The sequence below is a fragment of the Mycobacterium sp. NPDC004974 genome, assembly GCF_053600815.1.
Map to the genome: position 1 here is coordinate 91,587 of NZ_JBSGAQ010000014.1, position 26,555 is coordinate 118,141.

Sequence of the window (26,555 nt, forward strand, 5' to 3'; positions counted from 1 at the left end):
GGCGAACCGCGACCATGGCCGCAATCTCAACGCCGGTCTGGACCGAGTGCCAGGCGCAATCCGGTGGCTTCGACTTGCCTGCGATCAATTTAAATCAACTGCTTGACTTAATTACAGGAGGGGCGTTGACTGTAACGGTGACAGCAGCCAACCGGACCGCCCGCGCCGATCGGGCGAGCAGTACCCAGGAGGCGATCCTCAAGGCGGCCGAACGGCTGTATGCCGAGCACGGCGTGTTCGCGGTGTCCAACCGCCAGGTGAGCGAAGCGGCCGGGCAGGGCAACAACGCGGCGGTCGGTTACCACTTCGGCACCAAGACGGATCTGGTCCGCGCGATCGAGCACAAGCACCGCGGGCCGATCGAGTACCTGCGCGAGCAGATGGTTGCCGACACCGGCGATTCGGCCGAGCTCCGGGACTGGGTCTCCTGCTTGGTGCAGCCGCTCACCGATCACCTTGCGGCGCTGGGTAACCCGACCTGGTACGCCAGGTTCGCCGCCCAGGTGATGACCGATCCGGCCTACCACAACATCGTGGTCCGCGACGCGTTGAGTTCGCAGTCGCTGGTGCAGGTCATCGAGGGGATGAACAACTGCCTACCTGAACTGCCCGCCGAGGTGCGCGCCGAACGCAACATCATGGCGCGCAATCTGTTGATGCACAGCTGCGCCGATCGGGAGCGCGCGATGGCCCAGGGCGGCAACGTGCCGCGGGCGTCCTGGCAGGGCGCGGCTTCGGGATTGATCGACGCCATCGTCGGCCTGTGGATGGCGCCGGTTACTCAAGAAAGCGACCTCATATGAAAGTCACTGTCGACCAGGACAAGTGCGTTTCGTCGGGGCAGTGCGTACTCAACGCCAGTGAGGTGTTCGACCAGCGTGACGAAGACGGTGTCGTCGTCCTGCTCGAACCCGCACCCGGTCCGGACCAGACCGACAACGCCCGCCGCGCCGCAGCGGCCTGCCCAGCCCTAGCCATCGAGATCCAAGACTGACCTGAGGAATGACGTGTCCGAAACCGTTACCGAAGTAGACATCCCCGAATACCCGATGGAGCGCGACGTGCGATGCCCCTTCGCGCCGCCGCCGCCCATGCTGGGCAACCCCAAAGGCCTGTTCCGCGTGAAGATCTGGAACGGCAGCACCCCGTGGCTGATCTCCGGTCACGAAGAGGCCCGGACCCTCTTCGCAGACTCCCGGATCAGTGTGGACGACCGGATCGATGGTTTCCCGCACTGGAACGAGCACATGCTCTCCACCGTGGACAAGCGGCCGCGGTCGGTGTTCACCTCGGATGCCGAGGAGCACACCCGGTTCCGTCGGATGCTGTCCAAGCCGTTCACCTTCAAGCGCGTCGAGGGTCTGCGGCCGGCGATTCAGAAGGTCACCGACGAGTGCATCGACAAGATCCTGGCCGGCCCGAAACCAGCCGATGCCGTGGCCGAATTGGCCTTGCCGGTACCCACCGTGGTGATCAGCGAGATGCTCGGTGTTCCTTACGAAGACCACGAGTTCTTCCAGGAGCACGCCAACGCCGGCCTGGCCCGCTACGCCGCAGCGGACGCCATGCAGAAGGGCGCGATGAGCCTGCACCAGTACCTGATCAATCTGGTCGAGGAGAAGCAGGCGAACCCGTCCGAGGACGCGGTGTCCGATCTGGCCGAGCGGGTGACTGCGGGGGAGATCAGCGTCAAGGAGGCCGCGCAGCTGGGCACCGGTCTGCTGATCGCCGGGCACGAGACCACCGCCAACATGATCGGCATCGGCATCCTGGCGCTCCTGGAGAACCCCGAGCAGGCCGACTTCCTGCGTAATGCCGAGGACCCCAAGGTCATCGCCAATGCGGTCGAGGAACTGATGCGTTATCTGTCCATCATCCAGACCGGCCAGCGCCGGGTGGCGCTGGAGGACATCGAGATCGGCGGCGAGACCATCCGCGCCGGTGACGGCGTCATCATCGATCTGTCCCCGGCCAACTGGGACGCGAAGGCCTACCCGGAGCCCGAGAAGCTCGACCTCAGCCGCGACGCCGGCCAGCAGCTGGGCTTCGGCTACGGCCGCCACCAGTGCGTCGGTCAGCAGCTCGCCCGCGCCGAACTGCAGATCGTCTTCCACACCCTGCTGCGCCGGATCCCGACCCTGCGCCTGGCCGTTCCGCTCGACGAGGTGCCGTTCAAGCACGACCGTCTCGCCTATGGCGTCTACGAGCTTCCCGTGACGTGGTAATTGCCGGTACGCCGGCCTTCAGCCCCTACAGCCCGAATGGAGTACCACAGATGACTGCTTCAACGACCCTCTATCCGCCGGAAGGCTTTGGTGCACCGAAGAATCGCCGGGGCCATGCGACAGAAGGCGGCCTCACGGGGCTTCCTAGCGGCACGGAGATCTTCTCGGCCGACAACCACATCTCGGTGGCCGACGATATTTTCTTCGAGCGCTTCCCCGAGGAGCTCAAGGGCGCCGCGCCGCGGATCTGGTACGAGGATGGCGCCTACATGGTCGGGATGAAGGGCAAGGCCTGGACCGGGGGCGATTTCGGCCGCGTCCTGATGCAGTACGACGACCTGGCCGGAGCCGCGTCGAACAACATCCCGGCGCGCATCCGCGAGCTCAAAGAGGACGGCATCGACAAGGAGCTGGCCTTCCCCAATGCGGTGCTGGCTCTGTTCCACTACCCGGACAAGTCGCTGCGCGAGCGGGTGTTCCGGATCTACAACGAGCACATCGCCGCGTTGCAGGAGCAGTCGAACGGACACTTCTACGGTGTCGGCCTGATCAACTGGTGGGACCCCAAGGGCACCCGGAGCACCCTCGAGGAGCTGAAGTCGCTCGGGCTCAAGACGTTCCTGCTGCCACTGAATCCGGGCAAGGACGACGAGGGCAACATCTACGACTACGGCAGCACCTCGATGGACGCGGTCTGGGACGAGATCGAGGCCTCGGGTATCCCGGTCAGCCACCACATCGGCGAGACGCCGCCCAAGACGCCGTGCGAGAACAACAGCGTCGTGGTCGGCATGATGGTCAACGTCGACTCGTTCCGTGAGCAGTTCGCCAAGTACGTCTTCTCCGGAATCCTCGATCGGCATCCGAATCTCAAGATCGGCTGGTTCGAGGGCGGGATTGCCTGGGTACCAACGGCTTTGCAGGACGCTGAGCACATGCTGGCCTCTTACCGGCACATGTTCAACCACGAGTTGCAGCACGACGTCCGGCACTACTGGGGCAAGCACATGACCGCGTCGTTCATGGTGGACCCCTTGGGGCTGCGGCTGATCGACGAGATCGGTGTCGACAACGTGATGTGGTCCAGCGACTATCCGCACAACGAGAGCACCTTCGGCTACTCGGAGAAGTCACTGGCGACCGTTGTGGAGGCGGTCGGACCGGAGAACGCGGTCAAGATCGTGTCCACCAACATTCAGAAGTTCCTGGGGCTTCTATGAGCGCTCTCACTCAAACGGGCGTCACCCAGATCGCCCGTACCGGGTTCACCCCGCTCGACATACCCGACGAGCCTGACCTCGCCCGGATGCGTCGAGAGGTCGGTGCGCGCCTGCACGCCGCGATGGCGGACCAGGGTGTGGACGCGCTCGTGCTGCTCGGCAACGGCAATGTCATGTACGCCACCGGCATTGCCTGGCCGCTGGCCGACGCGGGACTGTCGCATGTCGAGCGGCCGATCGCGGTCGTGCTGGCCGACGACGAACACCCGCACCTGTTCCTGCCGTTCCGCGAGGGCGCGGCGATGGAAACCGGGTTGCCCGATGATCACCTGCACGGACCGGTCTATCTCGAATTCGACGAGGGTGTCGCTCAATTCGCGAAGGTCCTGGCCGGGCTGGTGCCCGCCGGCGCGACGATCGCCACCGATGAGCTGACCGGGGCGATGCGGCTGGCCGGCAGTGCACTGTTCCCCAGCGCACCGGTGGATGCCGCCCCGGTGGTCGGTGCGGCGAAACTCGTCAAGACGATCGACCAGATCGCCTGTGTCCGCCGGGCCTGTCAGATCACCGAACAGGCCGTTGCCGAGATCCACAAGTCGCTGGCGCCCGGCGTGCGCCAGATCGATCTGTCTGCCGAATTCGTGCGCCGCACTTTCGAACTGGGCGCCACGACCAACATGTTCGACTCGATCTGGCAGGCCATGCCCGCGTCTAAGGCGGAAGGTACCTGGACCACCACCGGTGATCTTGCGCTGCCGCTGTTGACCACCGAGCGAGAGTTGCAGCGGGGCGATGTGCTGTGGACCGACGTGTCCATCGCCTACCACGGCTACTGCTCCGACCACGGGCGGACATGGATCGTCGGGCAGGACCCGACGGCCGCTCAGCAGAAGCAGTTCGACAAGTGGAGTCGCATCGTAGATGCGGTGCTCGCGGTCACCAAGGCCGGTGCCACCTGTGGCGACCTCGGCCGGGCGGCGACGGAAGCCGGCGGCGGACAGAAGCCGTGGCTGCCGCACTTTTACCTGGGCCACGGCATCGGTACCAGCGCAGCTGAAATGCCGATGATTGGAACGGATCTCGGCCAGGAGTGGGACGACAACTTCGTCTTCCCCGAAGGCATGCTGCTCGTATTCGAGCCGGTGGTCTGGGAGGACGGCACCGGCGGTTATCGCGGCGAGGAGATCGTGGTGGTAACCGAGGGCGGCTGGACGCCGCTGACCGCATATCCGTACGACCCCTATGAGGTGTCCCGTGGGAACTGAAATCGAGGCCGACGGCCGGGCACTGCGCGTCAGCCGACGGGAGCGCGCCATTGCCCAGATGGAGGCCCATGACCTCGACGCGCTGGTACTCGGCAGGCAGGCCAACGTGCGGTACATCTCCGGCGCCCCGCAACTGTGGGTGGTGGGTACCAGGCCCTTCGGGCCGATCTGCACGTTCGTCCGCGCCACGGGTGAGATCCACCTGAACAGCACGTGGGACGAGGGCATCCCCGAGGAGATCCCACACGAGAATCTTTACGGATTCGCGTGGAACCCGATGACTCTGGTCGATGTGCTGCGCGGCATCAAGGGTTCCGATTCGGCGTGGCGCATCGGAACCGATGCCCTGACACCGACGTTCGCCAAGCTGTTGCCGATGGCCTTCCCGAACGCGGAGCTGGTCGACGGCGAGCAGGCGATGAGGGCTGCGCGCCGAGTGAAGACCCCCGAGGAGATCCTGGCGCTGCGGCGGGCACTGGCCGTCGCCGAGGAAGGACTGGCCAAAGGCGTTGCCGAACTGGTTCCGGGAACCACCGAGAAGCGCCTTGCCGGTGCGATATTGGAGGCCGAGGCGGCCGGCGGGGTGAGCACCCCGGCGACGCAGGACGCTGCGTGGGTCACCTCGAAAGACCATCCGTGGCGCCGTGCCGAACGCGATGGCCGCGTGAGCGAGGGCGACCTGGTGGCCCTGTCAGCGGGTGTGCTCGCCGACGGTTACGTCGCGGAGGTCGCGCGCACGGTATCGGTGGGTGAACCGACGGATGCGGTTCGATCGCTGTACCGACGTCGGGATGACCTGTGGGACAGGCTGATCGATGCCTGCCGTGCCGGTAAGCCGACCAGCGCGTTGCTGGATGCGTACGAGCAGGCCGGCGAACCGCTACCGGCGATGCCGGTGGCGCACGGGCTCGGGTTGGGATTCGACCCGCCGGTGGTGTCCCCGAACCTGCGGGCGACCGCCGAGGCCGACATCCTCGAGGAAGGCATGGTCCTCGCCGTTACGGGCTACGTCTGGGAGCGGGGCATCGGCGCGGTGTTCACCCGGGATGCCGTCGTCATCGGCGCCGACGGTCCCGAGGTACTAACCCAGGCCCCATCAGACAGTGAGGCGGCACATGCCTGAGCGACCCACCCCGGAGGAGATCATCCTCTATGAGAAGGACCCCAAGACCAAGATCGCCACCATCACGTTCAACCGGCCGGAGTTCCTCAACGCGCCGACCTCGATGGCCCGGCTGCGTTATGCCGACGTGCTGCGAGCGGCCAATGCCGACAACGACGTCAAGGTGGTGATCATTCGCGGCGTCGGGGACAACCTGGGCAGCGGGGCAGACCTTCCGGAGTTCATGGAGGGTAACGATAATCCGTCGGTCCGCCTGGCCGAGCTGCGCCTGGAGGACGACGGAGTCGGGGAGGTGACGTACCCGCCAAAGGGCACCTTCCGCAACGGCGCCACGATCAGTTCGTGGTACGCGAACTCCCAGGCCGGCAACCGCGCGTTGCAGGACTTCAAGAAGATCAGCATCGTCGAGGCCAAGGGCTACTGCTACGGCTGGCACTTCTACCAGTGCGCGGACGCCGACTTGGTGATCTCGTCCGATGACGCCCTGTTCGGGCATCCGTCGTTCCGGTATCACGGTTGGGGGCCACGTATGTGGACGTGGGTCCAGATGATGGGCCTGCGGAAGTTCCAGGAGATGGTCTTCACCGGAAGGCCGTTCACCGCCGCGGAGATGTACGACTGCAACTTCCTGAACAAGGTGGTAGCCCGCGATCAGCTGGAAGCCGAAGTGCAGAAGTACGCGCTGGCCTGTACCCGGAACAGGCCGGTGGACACCGTCTTTCAGCAGAAGATGTTCTTCGAGATCTTCAAACAGCAGCAGGGCGAATACATGGGCAGTCTGCTGAGCGCGTTCTTCGAGTCGATGGGCAACGGGGTGGCCAACGACAGCGATGACGACCTGGACATGTTCGAGTCGATCGATTCGGGGCTGTCGGCCGCGGTCAATGACAACGACAGCAAGTTCCCGCCCGATTTCCGGCTGTCCAAGAAGAACAGGGCGAAACCCGAATGACTCAGTGCGCCGAAACGGTATTCCAGCAGTGAAAGTGCGAGTGGCCGCCTGCTGGAATGCGGTTTCGGCGGGAGAGCGGACATGACAGCACCACTTGACGGGTACATCGTCATCGACCTGTCCAGCGGGATCGCCGGCGCGTACGCCACGAAGATCCTCGCCGACGGCGGCGCAGATGTGATCAAAGTCGAGGCCCCCGAAGGTGACCCGTTGCGCCGCTGGTCGGCCTCGGGTGCACACATCGGCCCGGATGAGGACGGCGCCCTGTTCGCCTTCCTGGCCGGCGGGAAACGCAGTGTGGTCGTCCCTCCCGACGACCCGCAACTGCTGGACCGGCTGGTGGCAGCCGCCGACGCCGTGATCTGGTCTCCGGAATCGTCCGTCGCCCAGTCGATGGCACCCGAGGATCTCTTTCGGCGGCATCCCCATCTGATCGTCACGACGATCACACCGTTCGGGTTGGACGGGCCGTGGAGTGGCCGGGCCGCCACCGAGTTCACTCTGCAGGCTTGGTCAGGTGGCGCGATCGGGATCGGGCGGGGCGTGCAGGACCGGGCGCCGGTATCGATCGGCGGGCAGGTGGGCGAGTGGCTGGCCGGTGCGTACGCGGCGGCGATGACGCTGGCATTCCGAGCGCGGGCGATTCGTGACGGCCACGGCGAGCTGGTGGATCTGTCGGCGCTGGAGGCCCAGATCCTGGGGCTGACGTATTACCCGGTCACCTACTTCGAAATGCTGGGCCGCCCGTGGCGCAGCGAGCGAAAGCCCACGGTTCCGGGGATCGCCGAGGCGGCCGACGGTCTGGTCGCACTCGGGTGCGGCACCGCCCAGCAGTGGTGGGACCTGTGTGCGATGTCGGGTCACGACGAATGGATCGACGAGACCTCGGAGCTCACGATCACCGAGCAGGCCAACCTGCATGGCGAGGAGCTGTACGCGTGGGTGCGTGAGCAGCGAGCGGACGACCTCCGTGAACTTGCCGCGGCGTTCCGGATCCCCAACTCACCGGTCGGCAACGGTGAGAACGTCACCGCCATGGACCATTTCGTGCAGCGGCAGGCGTTCATCCGGAATCCGCAGCGCGGGTTCACCCAGCCCGCCGCACCGTACCGGCTGTCAGGTGCTGCGTTGCGTGAGGCGGCGCCGGCTCCCCGTCTGGGGGAGCACACCGAAGAGATCCGGGCTACGGAGCTGACCCCGCGCGATGTGCCGGTCGGTGTACCCGGCGGGGATCGGCTGCCGTTCAGCGGGTTGCGTGTGCTCGATATGACCACGTTCTGGGCCGGGCCGTCGTGCACCCATCCGCTGGGCATGCTCGGTGCCGAGGTCATCCATCTGGAGTCGACCCCGCGCCCGGACGGCACCCGGTTGATCGCGGGTATCCCGGCCACCGTCGAGCAGTGGTGGGAACGCTCGCCGATCTTCAGTGCGCTCAACACGAACAAGAAGAGCCTGACGCTGGATTTCCAGACCGAGCAGGGCCGGGATCTGTTGCGCCGGCTGATCGCCACCTGCGACGTGGTGGTGGAGAACTTCACCCCGAGGGTGATCGAGCAGATCGGGCTCGACTTCGACTCGCTGCGGGAGTTGCGCGAGGACATCATCATGGTGCGCATGCCCGGCTTCGGGCTGGACGGGCCGTGGCGGGACAACCCGGCGTTCGCGTACATCATCGAGGACGCTTCTGGGTTGAGCTGGCTCACGGGCTACCCGGATCGCACTCCGTTCGAACCGTATTCGATCGGGGACCCCAATGCCGGGGTGCACGCATTGTCGGGGTTGATGCTCGCACTCGAGCACCGGCGCAATACCGGACGGGGAGCGCTCGTCGAGGCCGCGATGGTCGATGCGGCACTCAACGTCGCCGCCGAACAGGTCATCGAGTACTCGGCCTACGGTGCGCTGCTGCAGCGCGACGGCAACCGTGGGCCGGCCGCGGCGCCGCAGAACATCTACCGGAGCGCCGAGATCGACGAGTTCGGTCGCGAAGACAGTTGGGTGGCGATCGCAGTCAGCACCGATGCCCAGTGGGTCGCACTGCGCACGGCGATCGGGCAGCCGGGTTGGGCCATGGATCCGGCATTGGACTCGGCCGACGGGCGGCGGGCGCACCACGATCTGATCGACGAGAAGCTGGCCGCCTGGTGTCTACCGCGCAGCGGCGACGAGATCGTCGAAACCCTGTGGCCGGTGGGCATTCCGGTGGCCAAGGTGATGCAGCCGCACCGGCAGCTGGACCTCGACCAAGTGCGGTTCCGGCGGTTCTTCGAACACGTCGGGCATCCGGTGAACAACGCCGCACCGCACAGCACCCTGCCCGTCTCACTGGCAAATGGGCCACGGGCGCTGCATCGGCAGGCCGCACCGCTGCTCGGCGAGCACAATCACGAACTGCTGGCCGAACTGGGGCTGTCCGATGACGAGATCGCCACACTGGCCTCCGATGGCGTGATCGGCACCGAACCCGGGGTCGGCGGACGCCGCAAGGCGGCGCGCTGAGAGAGGTGTAGCCGCTAGCCTGAATAACCATGGCTATCAATCCTTCTGACATCCTGCTCACCGGTCAGGTGGCGGTTGTCACCGGCGGCGGCACCGGTATCGGCCGGGGTATCGCTGCCGGCCTCGCGGCCTTCGGTGCCTCGGTCGCAAGCCGCGCAATAGGACAGCTGTGCGGAACCCTCGGGATCGTCACCGATGTGCGCGACGCCGAGCAGGTGGATGCCGCGTTGTCGCAGACCGCTTCTGAGTTGGGGCCGGTGCGAATCCTGGTCAACAATGCCGGCGGCGTATTCGCCTCGCCGCTGCTGGAAACCAGCGAGAACGGCTGGGACGCGCTGTACAGGAGCAATCTGCGCCACGTGCTGTTGTGTACCCAGCGGGTGGCGCGCCGATTGGTCGCCGATGAATTGCCGGGCAGCATCATCAATCTCACGTCGATCGAGGGAGTGCGTGCGGCACCCGGCTATGCCGCGTACGCGGCCGCGAAGGCCGGCGTCATCAACTACACCCAGACCGCGTCGTTCGAACTTGCGCCGCACGACATCCGGATCAACGCGATCGCGCCCGACCTGACCATCACCGAGGGACTGCTGGCGCTGTCACCGGGCGGTCCGCCGTCGGGGATCACTGACGCCATTCCCCTGGGCCGGGCCGGGTATGTCGACGAAATCGCCGGGGCAGCAGTCTTTCTGGCGTCCGGCATGTCGGGCTATATCACCGGGCAGACGATTCACGTCGACGGTGGCACACGGGCTGCGGGTGGCTGGTACCGCCACCCGCAGACCGGTGCCGCAACACTCGGTCCGGGCTAGGGGTCCCGACCTACTTGAGGCAGCTTCCAGCGTCGACCGGCAGCGTCACGCCGGTGACGTAGCGGGCCTCGTCGGAGGCCAGGAACAGCACGGCGTTACTGATGTCCACCGCCTCGACCCACGGGATGGGCAGGGTGTGGAACAGCTGGCAGATCGGCGCCATGTCGTCGGGGCCCGGGTTCTCCAGGTCGGGCCGGAACATCTTGAATGTGCCGTCGTTGTGCAGCATCGGGGTCGCCACATGCGTGGGATGCACGCTGTTGCAGCGGATGTTGTGCTGGCCCAGCTCGACGGCGAAGCCGCGCATGAGACCGACGACACCGTGCTTGGCAGCGACGTAGTTGCCGCAGTGCGGGTACGCCTTGAGCCCGCCGACCGAGCTGGTGAGGATGATCGAGCCACCGCGGCCGCCTTCGATCAGGTGCGGCACACCGGCCTTGACCGACTTCCAGACACCCGACAGGTTGATGTCGATCATCTCGTCCCAGTCGAGCTGGCTCGTCTCGTGCAGGACATCGCCGCCGTTGCCGATACCGGCGTTGGCCACGATGATGTCGAGGCGGCCGAGCTGCTCGACACCGCTGTCCACCGCGGCCTTGATCGCATCGGCGTCGCGCACGTCGACCTCGGCGGTGACGAGGCGGCGGTTGAGTCCCTTGATGAGGCTGGCGGTCTCGGCCAGGTCATCGGGGGTGGAGGCCGGGATGGCGGTCTCCACGCCGGGCCGGATCGGTCCACAGATGTCGATCGCGATGATGTCGGCGCCCTCTTGCGCCAGCCGCACCGCGTGGCTACGTCCCTGGCCGCGGGCCGCGCCGGTGACGAACGCGACCTTGCCTTCCACCCGTCCAGTCATTGATTACCCCAGTTCTGTTTTCGTGTCTGCCGCATACTCGGTGAAATTCTGTGCACCTGCTCAGCAACTCTGTCACCGGGCCGCCTGCTGTGTCAACGACAGATACGTTTCGGGCAATATGTACTCTCCGCTTAGAAGAACGAAGTTCTCAAGTCCCCATCGCGGCGACGGTCCTGGGTGCGGCGGCGCAGACGAAGGGCGCGGCGTTGACCGCGGGGTTCGCGGTACGGCCCGGGGATGGCGCAGTCATCCGATCGAGCGGAATCGGCATCCGCCGGTCGATGTCCAGGGGTGCGGTGTAGACCGCGCAGATCGCCGGCGTCGGTGCCGACCTTGTCGGCCTCGAAGACGTGAACACCGCTCAGTTCCACGTGTGGATGCTCGATAATCGAGCGCGGTGCGTGGGTTCCGATGGTGCCGGTCGCCCGTTGGACGACGCGACGGCGGTGAGTCCGGAGATCGGGCGCACGCCTGAGTGTAAGGACAGTTCTGTCCCTAGGAGAACGAAATTCTCAGCTAGCTGGCGGCGAATCCGTTGGCGACGAAGTCCCAGACCTCGTCGGCGGTGATCGGATGGATCGAGGCGTCATCGGTGCCGCCGCTGGATTGGGCGACGAACATCACCGTCTGCATCGTCATCGCAGCCATCCGTCGTGGGTTGATCCCGGAGCGCAGCTGGCCGGCCTCGGAGGCCTCCTCCATGAGCTCGGTGAGCAGGGCCAGCAGCGGTGCGTGCGCGACCTTGACCTCGGACGGATGTGAAACCAGCAAGCGGGGCGCGAAGTCGGTGAACAGCGGGCGCTTGGCGGCCGGATCGGGCCGGGACGATTCGAACAGCAGCTGAATGGCGACCTTGAGTCGCTCGATCGGCTCGCCCTGTGTCGAGGTGGCGGCCCGGATCTGGTCTGCCGAGCGGCTCAAAGCGTCCTCGAACAGCGCCAGCAGGAGCTCGTGCTTACCGTCGAATTGCAGGTAGAAGCTGCGTAGCGACTGGCGGGAGCGGTCGACGACCTCTTGCACCGTGAAGTCGGTGCTGCCTTTTTCGATGATGATCGCCTGGGCCGCGTCCAGGAACCGTTGCACGCGCTGGGCGGCGCGCAATTTGGCGGTTTTGATTGACCGCTCGACAGCTCGTTGCTTCCATGCGGGTTCTTCGCCAGCGGTGGTCACTGGCTGCTCGGACGCTTGTCGAGTGGGGAGAACATGAACTGACTGTACCGGAGAACGCCTTGCCATTGTGGTGCCAGACCCCCTCGCGGCCAACGTGTCGGAGATTGTAACTTTCGTACTGCGAGAATAGTATTCTCATGACGGGAATTATAGAAGTCCTTTGAGAAGAAGGGTTTCGCATCAATTTTGCCGCCGCCGGGGCGCTGTTTGCGGGTAGCTGCCGCGGTCGCGAGGGCGGCTGTCGCGTGGCAGCTGTGAACAGAAGGAAACACGTGTACATCGACTACGACGTCGCCGATTCGATCGCCACGATCACGCTCAACCGGCCCGAAGCGGCCAATGCCCAGAACCCCGAACTGCTCGACGAGCTCGACGCCGCGTGGACCAGGGCTGCCGATGACCGAGATGTGAAGGTGATCGTCCTGCGGGCCAACGGCAAGCACTTCTCCGCGGGGCATGACCTACGTGGCGGTGGGTCGGCGCCCGACAAGATCACGCTGGAATTTCTCATCGAGCACGAGTCGCGGCGCTATCTGGAGTACACGCTGCGGTGGCGCAACGTGCCCAAGCCGTCGATCGCGGCGGTGCAGGGGCGCTGCATCTCCGGCGGTCTTCTGCTCTGCTGGCCGTGTGACCTGATCCTGGCCGCCGACGATGCGCTGTTCTCCGATCCGGTGGCACTGATGGGCATCGGCGGTGTCGAGTACCACGGACACACCTGGGAACTCGGTGCCCGCAAGGCCAAGGAGATCCTGTTCACCGGCCGGGCATTGACCGCAGAGGAGGCCGAGCGCACGGGCATGGTCAACCGGGTGGTGCCGCGCGCCGAATTGGACGCCCAGACTGCCGAGCTGGCCGCGCAGATCGCCCAGATGCCGGCATTCGCCCTGCGCCAAGCGAAGCGGGCCGTCAATCAGACCCTCGACGTACAGGGTTTCTACGCCGCGATCCAATCGGTGTTCGACATTCACCAGACCGGACACGGCAATGCGCTTAGCGTCAGCGGATGGCCGGTGCTGATGGATATCGACGGGATGAAGCAGAACATCAAGTAGGCCTGGGCCTCTGAATATGGGGGCCATCCGGCTCAGCGTGAGTTACGCGGCCAGGCAGATCTACGCACAGACCACCGCGGCGGCGGCAGTGACGTTCGTGGTGCTGGCGCTCAGCCGCAACACCGTCGGTGATGCGCGGGAGCTGTTGACCCAGGCGAATCTCGTTGCTCTGATCGCACTGATGGTCGCGGCGGCGATCGTCGATACCGTGGTCGGTTGGGTCAACGTCCACCCGACGTTCAAATGGTTTGCCGCGGGCGAGAATCCGACGCCGCAACAGCAACGCGCCGCAATGCGTATCGCGCCGCGTCAGACCATCATCCAGTTCACCACGTGGGCGGTGAGCGCGCTCGTGTACACGCTCCTGAATCTCGATGCCGGGGGAGGTGTCGCGTATGTCATGGGCGGTGCGATCCTCTTCGGCGGCGTCGCGGCCGCCTGCATGGGATTCCTGGTCACCCAACGGATGTTGCGGCCGATCGTCGCGGCGTCGCTGACCGCGTCCTCGGCCACGATAGTTCGCATGCCCGGCGTGCTGGCCAGGCTGATCACCATCTGGACGCTGTTCAGCGGCCTGCCCCTGGCAGGCATCGCATTGATCGTGTTGGCACGCTCCAACGGCTGGTTCGTCCAGAAGACGGCGCCCGTCGAGGCGGCGGTGTTGGTGGTGGCCATCATCTCGCTGGTCTTCGGACTTCGGTCGATGGTCCTGGTGGCGCGTTCGGTATCGGACCCCGTCGGGGAGGTCGTGCTCGCCATGAAAGCGGTCGAACGCGGTTGGTCCGGTGTCTCGGTGAGGGTCTACGAGTCGTCCGAGATCGGCCGGCTCCAATTCGGATTCAACCGGATGCTGGCCGGCCTGGCCGAGCGGAACCGGTTGCGCGACCTGTTCGGGCGCTACGTCGGGGTCGACGTGGCCCGACATGCGCTGCAGCAGGGCGGGGCGGTCACCGGCGACGTCCGTGATGCCGCGGTTCTCTATGTCGACCTGGTCGGCTCGACCGCGTTGGGTGCCTCCCGCCCGCCGCAGGAGGTGGCGCAGTTGCTCAACGGGTTCTTCAAGATCGTGGTGGATACGGTCGAGCGGCATCACGGCCTGATCAACAAGTTCGAGGGTGACGCCGTACTGGCTGTCTTCGGCGCGCCGCTACGGCTGGACAATCCGGCCTCGTCGGCGCTCGCCACCGCGCGGGCGTTGGTGCCACGGCTGCACAAGCTGCCGGATGTGGAGTTCGGCGTCGGCATTTCGTGCGGATCGGTGTTCGCAGGCAACATCGGTGCCGAGAACCGCTACGAGTACACGGTGATCGGAGACGCGGTCAACGAGGCGGCGCGGCTGGCCGACCATGCCAAGGATCGCGAGTCGACGGTGTTGTGCTCAGGAAGCGCGCTGGCCCATGCCGATGCCGACGAAGGTGAGCACTGGGTGGTGCGTGGTTCGACGGTGCTGCGTGGCCGTTCGACGGCCACGGTCTTCGCCGAACCCCTCACCCCCTAGCGCGAGCAGACAAAAAACTGCCCCTTTTCGATCGAAAAGGGGCAGTTTTATGTCTGCTCGGCAGAGAAACGCTACAGCTGGGCCAGGCGTGGCACGGTCCCGCGGGCCCGTAGCCCGGCGCCGGCCTTGCGGGTGAGTTCCCTTGAACTGCCCAGCAATCCGTCGAGCACCAGGACCCGCTTGATGTGCTGGTGCAACTCGTGCTCTTCGGTGAAGCCGATGCCGCCGAGCACCTGCTGGCAATGCTTGGCCGCGGTCAGCGCGGCCTTGCCCGCGGCGGCCTTGGCCAGCAGTGAGTTCAGGTCGACGTTGTCCGCGCCGGGCAGGCTCAGCGTCGCCTCGGCGCCTTCGATGGCCACCAGTGTCTCGGCCAACCGGTGCCGCACCGCCTGGAACGACGAGATCGGCTTTCCGAACTGGACCCGGTCCAGTGCATGCTGGCGTGCCAGGGTCAGCATCGCCCGGGCCGAACCGATCAGCCACCAGCCCAGTGCCCGTCGGGCTTCGGACACCCGCAGCAGCTGCCCATCAGGCACCTGACGCAGCGGCAGCCCGCCGAGGGTGATGTTGCCTTCGTTGTTCTGGCGTTCCCACACCACCCAGGTGCCGCCGGCGTAGGGCATCGGCGGAGTACCGCCGGGCAGACCGCCGATGGTCTCCAGCAGCACATCGTTGAGAACCGAAGCATGCGAACCGGTTTCGCCCAACAGCCGGAAAACCAGCGGCATGGCGACTTCGGGCATGTCGGACAGCATCTCCGCCCAGCCCAGTTCGGCGAGCGCGGCGTCCAGCTCCGGGCCCGAGGCCGACAGCATGGTCCTGCGCAGGGTGTCTTCGAGCAAGCCGAGTGATTGGGCATCCATGCCCGGTTCAGTCGTGGAATCCATGCCTCACTCCTTCCCGAGGTCTAGCAGTCGCCGCGCGATGATGTTGCGCTGCACTTCAGCGGTGCCGCCGTAGATGGTCGCGGCGCGCGAGTACAGGTACTCGGTGCGCCATTCGGAGTCTTCGAGCTCGATGACGCCGGGCATCAGATTGCGGGCGGTGTCGTAGAGCAGCTGTTCGGCGCTCGCCAGCAGAACCTTGTCGATCGAGGTGTCCGGTCCGAGTTTGTGGCCCTCGGCCAGCCGGTGCTGCGTGGCCGCTGACCGGCAGCGCAGCGTGTGCAGGGCCAGGTAGACCTCTCCGAGGTCCGGATCCACCACCTGCCCTTGCCGTTTCACCGCTTCGACGAGCGCGTCGAACCGTGAGTACAGGTAGGCGATGCGCTGCCAGAAGCAGGTCGAGCGCTCATAGGGCAGCAGGTCCATCGCCAGTTGCCAGCCGTCGCCGGGCTTACCGAGCATCCGGTTGGCGTCGACCTCGACATTGTCGAAGTACACCTCACAGAACTCGTCGACATCGTGCATGGTGCGTAACGGGCGCACCGTGATGCCCGGTGCGTCGGTGTCGACGAAGAACGCCGTGATGGCCTGGTGATTGGGAGTGTCCGCGTCGCCGGTCCGGGTCAGCAGGATGCACCGGTGCGAGTACTGCGCGAAGCTGGTCCAGACCTTCTGACCGTTGATGACCCACTTGTCGCCGCGCTGGACCGCACGGGTGGTCAGGGATGCCAGGTCACTTCCTGACCCGGGTTCGGAGAACCCCTGGCACCACTGTTCTTCGCCGGACAGCAGTTTCGGCACCATCTCGGCGGCCAGTTCCTTGGGCGCGTAGTCGATCATCGTCGGCGCCAGCACTTCGAGCATCGAATAAGGACCGGGTTCGGCCAGCCTGCGGCCCACCACTTCCTCGCCGACGATGGCGCGCAGCATCTCCGGGCCGCCCAGCCCACCGGCGTGCTCGGGCCAGCCGTAACGGCTCCAGCCACCGTCGTACAGCGCCTTCTGCACCCGGGCGAACTGGCGCATGTGACCTTCCAACGAATGGTCATCAGGCGGTGTCAGATCGTTGTCGGCGAGCCAACTCTGCAGCGCCGTACGGAATGTCGCGGGTTCGAACAAGTCGCTCATCCGGCTTCCGGCCTGCCGATCGCGTGCGGCCGACCGTGGTCGTGATCGCCACTGCGCCGGATGAAGGTCATCGCGCGGGTCTTCAGCCGCCAGCCCTCGGCGGTCCGCTCGTAGGTGTCGCGGTAGTAGCCGATGCGCATGTCGTGCTTGGAGTGCTCGATGAAACACAGCGGCTGGGTGCCTGACGCCGTATCGGCCCCTTCGACCAGGTCGATCAGGGCGGTGCCGGTCATGAACAGGCCCTTGGGGGCGGCGTCCACCAGTACCGGGAAGCGATTGAGCGTGTAGGTCTCGCCGAATGCGCTGTACGTGCCGTCGGGGGTGAAAACGCTGATCAGACCGTCGATGTCGCCCTGGGTGATGGTCACCGCGTATTTGGCGAGCACCTGCTGGATCTCGATCAGATCCTCGGTCCGCGTCGGGGAGTCAGTTGATGTGCTCATTGCGGAAGACCTTACCGCCTTTCATTACAAAATTCACACGTTGTGTAACGCTGATGTCCTCGAGTGGGTTACCCGGCACCGCGATGATGTCGGCGAGAAGGCCCTCGGCCAGCCGGCCCCGGTCGGTGACATTGATCAGATCCGCGGCGATCGTGGTGGCCGAGCGCAGCACCGCTGCCGGGGGCATACCCCATTCCACCAGCGTGACGAGCTCGTCGGCGTTCTTGCCGTGCGGGATCGCCGGTGCGTCGGTGCCGACGGCGATCTTCACTCCGGCCTCATACGCCGCCTTGATCGATGTCTCGGCCTTCGGGAACATCTCGGCAGCCTTGTCCTGCAACACCTTCGGCGCCTTCGAGACGTCCATAGCCTGGGCCAGCCGGCGGGTGGTGACCAGGAACCGATCGTTGTCGACCAGCTTCTGGATGGCCTCGTCGTCCATCAGGAATCCGTGCTCGATGCAGTCGATGCCGCAGTCCACGGCATGTTTGACGGCCTCGGCGCCGTGGGTGTGGGCCGCGACGCGCAGCCCGCGCCGGTGCGCCTCGTCGACGATGGCGCGGAGTTCCTCGTCCGAATAGTGTTGTGCCCCAGCTTCGCCGGTGAGAGACATGACGCCGCCCGAGCAGCACACCTTGATCAGCTGAGCTCCGTGCTTGATCTGGTAGCGCACCGCCTTGCGGATCTCATCGACCCCGTTGGCGATGCCCTCCTCGATGGTCAGCTCCAGCACGCCCGGCATGAACGCCGCGAACATCGTCGGATCGAGGTGTCCGCCGGTGGGGGTGATGGCGTGGCCGGCGGGGATGATCCGCGGCCCGTCGATCCACCCCGCGTCGATGGCCTTGCCCAGCGCGACGTCGAGCAGGTATCCGCCGGTCTTGACGAACAGTCCGAGATTGCGCACGGTGGTGAACCCGGCGCGCAGGGTGCGGCGGGCATTTCCCACGGCCCGCAGCACGCGGGTCGGCGGATCGTCCTGTACCTGGGACAGGCCCGGGTTCTCACCGCGGCCGCCCATCAACAGGTTGACTTCCATGTCCATCAGGCCGGGCAGCAGGATGGAGTCGCCGAGATCGATGATCTCGTCATCAGGACCTATAACTGGGTCTGTTTTGCCGTCTCCGACGGCGACGATTCGGTCCCCGTCGACACGGACAATGCCGGGACGAATGATCGTCCCGGCATCGACGTCGACAAGACCCGCAGCTTTGAGGGTCAACACGACTAAACCACCGGCTCCTTGATGAGATTGATGTAGGCCGCACCGCTGTCGAGCACCCGCGGTTGCTTCCACACCTCGATCGGGAAGCTCACCATGACGACGGATTGACCGAGATGCACCAGCGCCTTGGCGTCGTCCGGCATGCTCGCCAGCGGGAAGCGGGCATCGACGTAGACCATGATGTCCTCGAGGCGCGCCATACCGGCGTCGTAGAGTTCCTGCATCTCGTCCATCGAGGAGTTGAGACGCTTCTGATAGCGCTCCTCCTCGGTGGGCAGGCACCAGTCGCTGAACCGCTCCAGGTCGGCGAATTCTTCAGGCAACTTAGACATTTGCGGCATCCTTTTCTGCGGCCTTCTCACTCGGGGCGGCGTGATTGCCGTTCGTTGAACCATTCCCGTTGGCCTTGGCCTCGTTGTACCGGTCGACGTAATTGTGAGCGGTGTGGTGCAGGTGGCGCAGCAGGATTTCCTGGTCGCACAGCGGGAAGTCGAGTACGGCGCGGGTGCCGATCTGCGTCTGGGTGGCTTCCAGCGTGTTGGCGTCCTGGAACGCGTACTCCTTGAACGTCACCGCGGCCAGTTCCTGGGACAGTCGTTCGCGCAGGTTCTTCGGCGGCACGAAGTACAGGTCGGCCTCGAAGATGTGGCTGTCCACACCGGTTGGCCAGTAGTTGTAGGTCAGATACCAGCCCGGCGCCCAGAAGAGCAGGGTGAAGTTCGGGAAGAACTCGAACGAGTCCTGGCCCCACGTCGAATGCCGGCCGGGGTTGATCGCCGGCGGCAGCTCGTCGGGCAGGATGCCCTTGATGTCGGGGCGATCCCACGGCCCGAACAGGCCACTGTGCAGGATGCGCTCGATGGGCTTGACCATCTTCAGGTCCTTCGGTGGGCTCATGCCACCCCAGGACGAGATCATCGAATGATCGCCCTTGATGTCGTAGTGCAACGCCTCGAAGCCGAACTTGGCGAGCTTCTCGGCTTCCTCCTTCTCCGCCTGCTTCATGTGCAGGATCGGCGCGTGGTAGAACTCGACGAACGCGTCGATGAACAGCTTCCAGTTGGCCTTGACCTCGGAACGGTAGCTGTAGTGCTCGGTCATCTCGTGGAACGGATAACCCTTGAGGCCCTCGGCGAACTCGCCCAGGTACTCCTCAAGCGACACCGCGTCGTCGTCGAAGTTGACGAAGATGAAGCCTTCCCACACCTCGCAGCGCACGGGCTTGAGCGGGTAGTCGGCCTTGTCGACGTCGAAGAACTCCTGCTCCTGCTGGATGAACGTCAGGTCGCCCTTGAGGTCGTAACGCCAGGCGTGGTACTTGCAGACGAACTGACGGCAGCTGCCGGAGACCTCTTCGCCCGGGTAGTCGTTCCAGACCAGCTTGTTGCCGCGGTGGCGGCACAGGTTGTAGAAGGCGCGGATCTGCTCGCCGTCGTTGACGATGATGATCGAGGTGCCGGGGCCGACCGACGGCAGCTCGCGGGTGATGTACCGGCCCTTCTTGGGAATCAGCTCCACACGGCCCATCTGCAGCCAGGTCTTGCGGAAGATGGCCTGCTGCTCCAGTTTCCAGTGCTCGGGATCGATCGAATCCTCGTAGTTGACCGGGCCGGTGCCCAGTTCAGGCCAATTCTCGGTCCAGCTGCCGACAGCTGGCTTGGGGAAGTGCGCCATTGTCTACCTACTTTCTCGTTCTGGAGTTAGTGGCCGGATTCCGGCGCAATTCCAAAGGTGTTGTAAGCCATGGCCATCAGGCCATAGCCGCCGATTGTGAAGACCAGGTCCATGCGCTGGCGCTCCGTGAGGTGCTCGCTCAGGGCGGCCCAGGTGCCGTCCGAGATCTCCGATTGCCCGTCGAGTTCGTCGACCGAATCGAGCACCAGCTGGTCGAGGGGGGTGGAGCCTTCGCCGCTGGTGCTGCTCGCGATCTGCTCATCGGTGAGTCCCTCGGACTTGCCGATGAATGCGTGGTGGGCCCACTCGTACTCGCATTTCTTGCGATGGGCGATCCGCAGGATGGCAAGCTCTCGCATCTGCGGGTCCAGCGTCGAGCGGAACAGCAGATGATTGCTGAACCGCAGGAACGCCTTGGTCAGCGCGGGGTGGCGGGCCAGCGTCGACAGCGCGGTTCCCGCTCCCTCGGGATTGAGCCGCTCCTCGGGAAGCATTACCGACAGTGCTCGTCGCACGTCGTCGTCCCACTCCTCGGCGGGTAAGGGGGCCAAGCGCACGGGGCGGTTCTCCTCTCGATGACCCATCGCTGACTCTCGGTGATGAGAATCAGGTTCTCATTTCCGACTAAGAGGTTTCCATCTTTTGTGGCGATGGTCAACAAGAACCCGTCGGGTTGCGAGGTGACCTGGCTAAATCTCCTCGTCAGCAGGCTCAGACATTGATTCTCTCTAGATGAGAAGCTAGTTTTCTCTCATAGAGAACCAATGTGACGGCCAATGGGACGGAGCGAGGCAGTGAACAAAGACGACATGATCCTGATCAGCGTCGACGACCACATCATCGAACCGCCGAACATGTTCAAGAACCACCTTCCGGAGAAGTACCGCGACGAGGCGCCACGGCTGGTGCACAACCCCGACGGCAGCGACACCTGGCAGTTCCGCGACACGGTGATCCCGAACGTGGCGCTGAACGCGGTGGCGGGCCGGCCGAAGGAGGAGTACGGACTGGAGCCCCAGGGGCTCGATGAGATCCGCAAGGGCTGCTACGACCCCAATGAGCGGGTCAAGGACATGAACGCCGGCGGCGTGCTGGCCACCATGAACTTCCCCTCGTTCCCCGGTTTCGCCGCGCGATTGTTCGCCACCGACGATGACGACTTCTCGCTGGCGCTGGTCCGGGCCTACAACGACTGGCACATCGACGAGTGGTGCGGATCCAACCCCGGACGGTTCATCCCGATGGCCATTCCGGCGATCTGGGATCCGCAGCTGTGCGCCGACGAGGTGCGCCGGGTATCGAAGAAGGGCGTGCACTCGCTGACCTTCACCGAGAACCCGTCCACACTGGGCTACCCGTCCTTCCACGACCTGGAGTACTGGAAGCCGTTGTGGGAGGCCCTGGTTGACACCGACACCGTGATGAACGTGCACATCGGATCGTCGGGCAAGTTGGCGATCACGGCGCCGGACGCCCCGATGGACGTGATGATCACGTTGCAACCGATGAACATCGTGCAGGCCGCAGCCGATCTGTTGTGGTCAGCGCCGATCAAGGCCTATCCGGGTCTGAAGATCGCGTTGTCCGAAGGCGGCACCGGGTGGATTCCGTACTTCCTGGACCGGGTGGACCGCACCTATGACATGCACTCGACGTGGACGCATCAGGACTTCGGCGGCAAGTTGCCGTCGGAGGTGTTCCGGGAGCACTTCATGACCTGCTTCATCTCCGACCCTGTCGGGGTGAAGAACCGCCACGAGATCGGCGTGGACAACATCTGCTGGGAGATGGACTACCCGCACAGCGACTCGATGTGGCCCGGGGCCCCCGAGGAATTGAGCGCGGTGTTCGACACCTACGAGGTTCCCGACGACGAGATCAACAAGATCACCCATGAGAACGCCATGCGGCTCTACCACTTCGACCCCTTCGCCCACGTTCCCAAGGAGCAGGCGACTGTCGGTGCACTGCGCAAGCAGGCCGAAGGCCACGATGTGTCCATCCGCGCGTTGAGTCACAAGGAGAAGACCGGCACCACCTTCGCCGACTTCCAGGCGAACGCCAAAGCCGTTGCCGGCGCACGAGACTGAACGCCGAGACTTCTCGGCCGAGAAAATAGGAGAGCACACAGTGTCGGGCGGTATGAACTTCGAGCTGACCGAGGACCAGCAGCTGATCCGCAAATCCGTTGCGGAGCTGGCGGGCAAGTTCGACGATCACTATTGGATGACCAAGGACCAGGCCCACGAGTTCCCGCAGGAGTTCTACGACGCCATCGCCGGCGGGGGATGGCTCGGGATGACCATCCCCGAGGAGTACGGCGGGCACGGCCTCGGCATCACCGAGGCCACCATCCTGGCTGAGGAGGTGGCCCGGTCGGGCGGAGCCATGAACGCCGCCAGCGCGATTCACATGTCGATCTTCGGGATGCAGCCGGTGGTCGTATTCGGCTCCGAGGAGATGAAGGCGGCCACCCTGCCGCGCATCGTCAACGGCGATCTGCATGTGTGCTTCGGCGTCACCGAACCCGGTGCCGGCCTGGATACCTCGCGCATCACCACGTTCGCCAAGCGCGATGGCGACAGTTATGTGGTCAACGGCCGCAAGGTGTGGATCTCCAAAGCGCTTGAGTCCGAGAAGATCCTGCTGCTCACCCGAACCGAGTCCCGTGAGGACGTCCAGAAGCGCGGGGGGAAGCCGACCGAGGGTCTGACCTTGTTCCTGACCGACCTCGACCGCGATCATGTCGAGATCCGTCCGATCAACAAGATGGGCCGGAATGCGGTGAGCTCCAACGAGCTGTTCATCGACGATCTGCGGGTGCCTGCCGAGCACCGCATCGGCGAGGAAGGCAAGGGGTTCAAGTACATCCTGCACGGGCTCAACCCGGAGCGGATGCTGATCGCGGCCGAGGCCCTCGGCATCGGCCGGGTAGCGCTGGACCGTGCGGTCAAGTACGCCAACGAGCGGGTGGTGTTCGACCGGCCGATCGGCATGAACCAGGGCATCCAGTTCCCGCTGGCCGATTCGCTGGCCCGGCTCGACGCCGCCGAGTTGATCCTGCGCAAGGCCACCTGGCTCTACGACAACGGCAAGCCATGTGGACGTGAGGCCAACATGGCCAAATATCTGTGTGCGGATGCTGGGTTTTCCGCGGCCGACCGTGCGCTGCAGACCCACGGCGGGATGGGTTACTCCGAGGAATACAACATCTCCCGGTTCTTCCGCGAGTCCCGGCTGATGAAGATCGCACCGGTGAGTCAGGAGATGATCCTGAACTTCCTCGCCGCCAACGTTCTCGGCCTGCCCAAGAGCTACTGAGGAGACCCGTTCGATGAGAACCTATTTCGACCTGGCCGGACGTTCGGCGCTGGTGACCGGGGCCGGCGCCGGGATCGGCGCCGCGGTTTCCGAGGCGCTGGCCGGAGCCGGCGCCGCGGTGCTCGTCACCGACATCAGCGGGGATGCCGCGGCCGCGGTCGCGGACCGGATCAACACCGCGGGAGGCAAAGCCGACAGCGCGGCGCTGGACGTCAGTGACCGTGATGCCGCGGTGGCCGCCGCCGCGCAGGCCGCAGCCCTCGGCGAGGGCAATCTGCACATCGTCGTCAACAACGCCGGCGTCACCTCCCCGGCGATGTTTCCGAAGCTGACTGACGAGACATTCCGGGTCACCTTCGACATCCACGTGATGGGCACCTTCCATGTCACGCAGGCCGCACTGCCGCACATGCCGACCGACGGAACCGGTCGCGTCATCAACGTCACCTCGTCGGCCGGGATCACCGGCACCCTGGGGCAGGTCAACTACTCGGCGGCCAAGGCCGGCCTGATCGGGTTCACCAAGTCGTTGGCACGTGAGCTGGCGACCAAGAACATCATGGTCAACGCGCTGGCGCCGCTGGCGGCCACGCCGATGACGGAGACCATCCGGACCAACGAGAAGTTCGCGGCCAACATGATGAACCGCATCCCGCTCAAGCGGTGGGCCGAGGCCGACGAGGTCGCGGGCGCGTTCGTCTTCCTGGCCTCCGATGCCGCGTCGTACATCACCGGGCAGGTGCTCCCGGTCGATGGCGGCATGGTTATGTGACGTTGTGAGCGAGTTTACGAGCGAACCACCGATGACGGACTGCTCCTCCCTACCGTTGGCCGGTATCACCGTCATCGCGATGGAGCAGGCGGTCTCCGCGCCGATGTGCACCCGGGTGCTGGCCGACCTCGGCGCCAGGGTGATCAAGATCGAGAACCCCAAGGGCGGCGACTTCGCCCGCGACTACGACGATGTCGTGCTAGGCCAGGCGGCCCATTTCGTGTGGGCCAACCGGGGTAAGGAATCGATCGCCCTCAATCTGAAGTCGCCGGAGGGCTTGGAGGTGCTGCACCGGCTGCTCGACGGTGCCGACGCCTTCGTGTCCAACCTCGCCCCCGGCGCCACCGCGCGCCTGGGGCTCGGGCCCGAGGACCTCAAGGTGCGTCATCCTCAGGTGATCCCGGTGGAGATCGACGGCTACGGACCCGGTGGGCCCTTGTCGCACAAGCGCGCCTACGACCTGCTGGTGCAGGCCGAGTCCGGTTCGTGCGCGTCGACCGGCTATGCCGGGATGCCGGCCAAACCCGGTGCGGCGGTGGCGGATATCACCACGGGGCTGTATTCGGCGCTGTCCATCATGGCGCTGTTGCTCGGCCGGGCGCGCACGGGCGACACCGGTGCCGCACCCGCCGTGGCGGTCAGCCTGTTCGACACCATGACCGACATCATGGGATACCAACTGGCCTACACCCAGCATTCCGGGATCGACCAGATTCCGCTGGGGATGAGTTCGCCGGCGGTGGCGCCCTACGGCGCGTTCGATACCCGCGACGGGCAGACGGTGGTGCTGGGAACCACCAACGACCGGGAATGGCAGCGGCTGGCCCGAGAGATCATCGAGCGGCCCGATCTGGCCGACGACCCGCGCTTCGCTACCAACTCCGACCGCTGTGCGCATCGGGATGAGCTGAACAAGGCCATTGAATCCTGGTGTGCCCAGCATGATCTCGATGACATTCAGCAGACCGCCGATGACGCCGGGATCGGCAATTCGCGATACAACCTGCCCAGTGAGGTCATCACGCATCCGCACCTGAAAGCGCGCGACCGGTGGCGTCAGGTCGGCACCCCCAACGGGGAGATTTCGGCCCTGCTCCCGCCGCCGGTGATCAGCGGCATGGAGTTGGGTATGGGTGCGGTGCCGGGGCTCGGCGAGCACACCGATGCCATCCTGGGCGGGATCGGCCTGAGTGCCGAGCAGATCGCCTCCCTGCGGGAGCAGGGCGCAATCGGCCCGGCCTACCAGTCTTAGTTGTAGAGGAGAACCCCATGCGTGAAACCGTCATCGTCGAGGCCGTCCGCACCCCGGTCGGCAAGCGCAACGGCGGACTGTCCGGATTCCACGCCGCCGACCTGTCGGCGCTGGTGCTCAATGCGTTGGTGGAGCGGGCGGGCATCAGCCCCGACATCATCGACGACGTGGTCTGGGGCTGCGTCTCGCAGGTCGGCGATCAATCCAGCAATATCGGCCGTTACTCGGTGCTGGCCGCCGGGTGGCCCGAGCACATCCCGGGCACCACGGTGAACCGGGCGTGCGGATCGAGCCAGCAGGCACTGGATTTCGCGGTCCAGGCCGTGATGTCGGGCCAGCAGGACGTGGTGGTCGCCGGCGGGGTGGAGGTGATGAGCCGCGTCCCGCTGGGGGCGGCCCGGGCCACCGGCACTCCGTACGGGCCGAAAGTGTTCGAGCGGTACCGGGATTTCGGGTTCAACCAGGGCATCTCGGCCGAGATGATCGCGCAGAAGTGGGGCTTCAGCCGGACCCAGCTGGACGAATACTCCGTTGCCTCGCACGAGCGGGCCGCGGCGGCCCAGGACCGCGGTGCCTTCGAGGACCAGATGATCACCGTGTTTCCCGATCCGGCCGATCAGCTGGACCCTGTGGTCGCCGACGAAGGCGTGCGTCGGGGCACCACGGTGGAGAAACTGGCCGGGCTCAAGCCCGCATTCGCCGAGGACGGGGTGATCCACGCGGGCAACTCCTCGCAGATCTCCGACGGTGCCGCGGCGCTGCTGGTGATGACCGAGGAACGTGCTGTGACGATGGGTCTTTCGCCGATCGCGCGGTACCGCGCGGGTGCGGTGACAGGCGCTGATCCGGTGTTGATGCTGACCGGGCCGATCCCGGCCACCGAGAAGGTGCTCCACAAGGCCGGCGTACGCCTCGACGAAGTCGGTGTGTTCGAGGTGAACGAGGCCTTTGCCCCGGTGCCCCTGGCCTGGCTCGCCGAGACGGGCGCCGACGAGGCCAAACTGAACCCGCTCGGCGGCGCCATCGCGCTGGGGCACCCGCTCGGAGCGTCGGGTGCGGTGCTGATGACCCGGATGATCAATCACATGCGCGACAACGGAATTCATTACGGCTTGCAGACCATGTGTGAGGGCGGCGGCACCGCCAACGCCACGCTGGTCGAGCTCATCGACTGACGCGAG

At 65.4% G+C, this 26,555-nt stretch carries 25 protein-coding genes; 16 read left to right on the plus strand and 9 right to left on the minus strand.

What is annotated here, in order from left to right; all coding sequences use genetic code 11:
• Nucleotides 1–83 precede the first annotated feature (83 nt).
• The 9 genes from ACWEFV_RS25850 (at nt 84) to ACWEFV_RS25890 (ending at nt 10,096) form a co-directional block, all read left to right on the plus strand.
• The gene (locus ACWEFV_RS25850) at nt 84–803 is read left to right on the plus strand and encodes a TetR/AcrR family transcriptional regulator (RefSeq protein ID WP_450072315.1); all 720 of its coding nucleotides are present in this window, start codon (nt 84–86) and stop codon (nt 801–803) included.
• Nucleotides 800–994, plus strand: a complete 195-nt coding sequence (locus tag ACWEFV_RS25855) for a ferredoxin (protein ID WP_135456828.1) — start codon at nt 800–802, stop codon at nt 992–994. Before ACWEFV_RS25850 ends, ACWEFV_RS25855 begins: the two co-directional genes overlap by 4 nt.
• A 55-nt stretch (nt 995–1,049) precedes the next feature.
• Nucleotides 1,050–2,225 carry a cytochrome P450 gene (locus ACWEFV_RS25860; protein WP_450072316.1) on the plus strand — a complete coding sequence of 392 codons (1,176 nt, stop codon included), beginning with the start codon at nt 1,050–1,052 and terminating at the stop codon, nt 2,223–2,225.
• 50 nt (nt 2,226–2,275) lie between these two features.
• Nucleotides 2,276–3,445 carry an amidohydrolase family protein gene (locus ACWEFV_RS25865; RefSeq protein WP_135456824.1) on the plus strand — a complete coding sequence of 390 codons (1,170 nt, stop codon included), beginning with the start codon at nt 2,276–2,278 and terminating at the stop codon, nt 3,443–3,445.
• Nucleotides 3,442–4,710, plus strand: a complete 1,269-nt coding sequence (locus ACWEFV_RS25870; protein ID WP_450072267.1) for a M24 family metallopeptidase — start codon at nt 3,442–3,444, stop codon at nt 4,708–4,710. The genes ACWEFV_RS25865 and ACWEFV_RS25870 overlap by 4 nt, the downstream gene beginning before the upstream one ends.
• Nucleotides 4,700–5,833 (plus strand): M24 family metallopeptidase, encoded by a 1,134-nt coding sequence (locus ACWEFV_RS25875; RefSeq protein WP_135456820.1) that lies wholly within the window; start codon nt 4,700–4,702, stop codon nt 5,831–5,833. The genes ACWEFV_RS25870 and ACWEFV_RS25875 overlap by 11 nt, the downstream gene beginning before the upstream one ends.
• Nucleotides 5,826–6,785: an enoyl-CoA hydratase/isomerase family protein gene (locus ACWEFV_RS25880; RefSeq protein ID WP_135456818.1), complete on the plus strand. Its 960-nt coding sequence runs from the start codon at nt 5,826–5,828 to the stop codon at nt 6,783–6,785. The genes ACWEFV_RS25875 and ACWEFV_RS25880 overlap by 8 nt, the downstream gene beginning before the upstream one ends.
• 81 nt (nt 6,786–6,866) lie before the next feature.
• Nucleotides 6,867–9,284 (plus strand): CaiB/BaiF CoA transferase family protein, encoded by a 2,418-nt coding sequence (locus ACWEFV_RS25885; protein ID WP_450072268.1) that lies wholly within the window; start codon nt 6,867–6,869, stop codon nt 9,282–9,284.
• A gap of 29 nt (nt 9,285–9,313) precedes the next feature.
• Entirely contained in the window at nt 9,314–10,096 is a 783-nt protein-coding gene (locus ACWEFV_RS25890) for an SDR family NAD(P)-dependent oxidoreductase (protein WP_450072269.1), read from the plus strand.
• 10 nt (nt 10,097–10,106) lie between these two features.
• On the opposite strand, the gene ACWEFV_RS25895 is transcribed toward ACWEFV_RS25890, so the two are convergent.
• Entirely contained in the window at nt 10,107–10,952 is an 846-nt protein-coding gene (locus tag ACWEFV_RS25895; protein ID WP_450072270.1) for a mycofactocin-coupled SDR family oxidoreductase, read from the minus strand.
• A 516-nt stretch (nt 10,953–11,468) separates the two neighbouring features.
• Nucleotides 11,469–12,188 (minus strand): TetR/AcrR family transcriptional regulator, encoded by a 720-nt coding sequence (locus tag ACWEFV_RS25900; protein WP_167857925.1) that lies wholly within the window; start codon nt 12,186–12,188, stop codon nt 11,469–11,471.
• Nucleotides 12,189–12,394: 206 nt separating this feature from the next.
• Here ACWEFV_RS25900 and ACWEFV_RS25905 point away from each other — a divergent pair, with 206 nt between their 5' ends.
• Together ACWEFV_RS25905 and ACWEFV_RS25910 are read left to right on the plus strand one after the other, a co-directional pair.
• Nucleotides 12,395–13,177 (plus strand): enoyl-CoA hydratase, encoded by a 783-nt coding sequence (locus tag ACWEFV_RS25905; protein ID WP_450072317.1) that lies wholly within the window; start codon nt 12,395–12,397, stop codon nt 13,175–13,177.
• A 16-nt stretch (nt 13,178–13,193) separates the two neighbouring features.
• Nucleotides 13,194–14,675 (plus strand): adenylate/guanylate cyclase domain-containing protein, encoded by a 1,482-nt coding sequence (locus ACWEFV_RS25910; RefSeq protein ID WP_450072271.1) that lies wholly within the window; start codon nt 13,194–13,196, stop codon nt 14,673–14,675.
• A gap of 71 nt (nt 14,676–14,746) precedes the next feature.
• On the opposite strand, the gene ACWEFV_RS25915 is transcribed toward ACWEFV_RS25910, so the two are convergent.
• From ACWEFV_RS25915 to ACWEFV_RS25945, 7 genes are read right to left on the minus strand one after another with little or no spacing between them, the layout of a single operon-like run.
• Nucleotides 14,747–15,538, minus strand: coding sequence for an acyl-CoA dehydrogenase family protein (locus ACWEFV_RS25915; protein ID WP_135460185.1), 792 nt, complete (start codon nt 15,536–15,538; stop codon nt 14,747–14,749).
• A gap of 27 nt (nt 15,539–15,565) precedes the next feature.
• Nucleotides 15,566–16,687: an acyl-CoA dehydrogenase family protein gene (locus ACWEFV_RS25920; RefSeq protein WP_450072272.1), complete on the minus strand. Its 1,122-nt coding sequence runs from the start codon at nt 16,685–16,687 to the stop codon at nt 15,566–15,568.
• Nucleotides 16,684–17,130 (minus strand): nuclear transport factor 2 family protein, encoded by a 447-nt coding sequence (locus ACWEFV_RS25925; protein WP_019344217.1) that lies wholly within the window; start codon nt 17,128–17,130, stop codon nt 16,684–16,686. The genes ACWEFV_RS25920 and ACWEFV_RS25925 overlap by 4 nt, the downstream gene beginning before the upstream one ends.
• Nucleotides 17,114–18,355, minus strand: coding sequence for a metal-dependent hydrolase family protein (locus ACWEFV_RS25930; protein ID WP_135456805.1), 1,242 nt, complete (start codon nt 18,353–18,355; stop codon nt 17,114–17,116). Before ACWEFV_RS25930 ends, ACWEFV_RS25925 begins: the two co-directional genes overlap by 17 nt.
• A 2-nt stretch (nt 18,356–18,357) precedes the next feature.
• On the minus strand, nt 18,358–18,687 hold the full coding sequence (locus tag ACWEFV_RS25935) for a hypothetical protein (protein WP_090435114.1): 330 nt from the start codon (nt 18,685–18,687) through the stop codon (nt 18,358–18,360).
• On the minus strand, nt 18,680–20,029 hold the full coding sequence (locus ACWEFV_RS25940; RefSeq protein WP_135456803.1) for an aromatic ring-hydroxylating oxygenase subunit alpha: 1,350 nt from the start codon (nt 20,027–20,029) through the stop codon (nt 18,680–18,682). The genes ACWEFV_RS25935 and ACWEFV_RS25940 overlap by 8 nt, the downstream gene beginning before the upstream one ends.
• A gap of 26 nt (nt 20,030–20,055) precedes the next feature.
• Nucleotides 20,056–20,586 carry a carboxymuconolactone decarboxylase family protein gene (locus tag ACWEFV_RS25945; protein ID WP_135456801.1) on the minus strand — a complete coding sequence of 177 codons (531 nt, stop codon included), beginning with the start codon at nt 20,584–20,586 and terminating at the stop codon, nt 20,056–20,058.
• A gap of 237 nt (nt 20,587–20,823) precedes the next feature.
• On the opposite strand from ACWEFV_RS25945, the gene ACWEFV_RS25950 reads away from it, so the two are divergent.
• Genes ACWEFV_RS25950 through ACWEFV_RS25970 form a run of 5 tightly spaced genes read left to right on the plus strand, consistent with a single transcriptional unit; the run spans nt 20,824 to nt 26,549 of the window.
• Nucleotides 20,824–22,119 carry an amidohydrolase family protein gene (locus tag ACWEFV_RS25950; protein WP_135456798.1) on the plus strand — a complete coding sequence of 432 codons (1,296 nt, stop codon included), beginning with the start codon at nt 20,824–20,826 and terminating at the stop codon, nt 22,117–22,119.
• A gap of 52 nt (nt 22,120–22,171) precedes the next feature.
• Nucleotides 22,172–23,350: an acyl-CoA dehydrogenase family protein gene (locus tag ACWEFV_RS25955; protein ID WP_450072273.1), complete on the plus strand. Its 1,179-nt coding sequence runs from the start codon at nt 22,172–22,174 to the stop codon at nt 23,348–23,350.
• Between the two features lie 13 nt (nt 23,351–23,363).
• Complete coding sequence (locus tag ACWEFV_RS25960; protein WP_450072274.1) at nt 23,364–24,122, plus strand: SDR family oxidoreductase; 759 nt, start codon at nt 23,364–23,366, stop codon at nt 24,120–24,122.
• 31 nt (nt 24,123–24,153) lie between these two features.
• Nucleotides 24,154–25,374, plus strand: coding sequence for a CaiB/BaiF CoA transferase family protein (locus ACWEFV_RS25965; protein ID WP_450072275.1), 1,221 nt, complete (start codon nt 24,154–24,156; stop codon nt 25,372–25,374).
• 17 nt (nt 25,375–25,391) lie between these two features.
• A complete protein-coding gene (locus tag ACWEFV_RS25970; RefSeq protein ID WP_450072276.1) occupies nt 25,392–26,549 on the plus strand; it encodes a thiolase family protein in 1,158 nt (385 codons plus the stop codon).
• Nucleotides 26,550–26,555 lie beyond the last annotated feature (6 nt).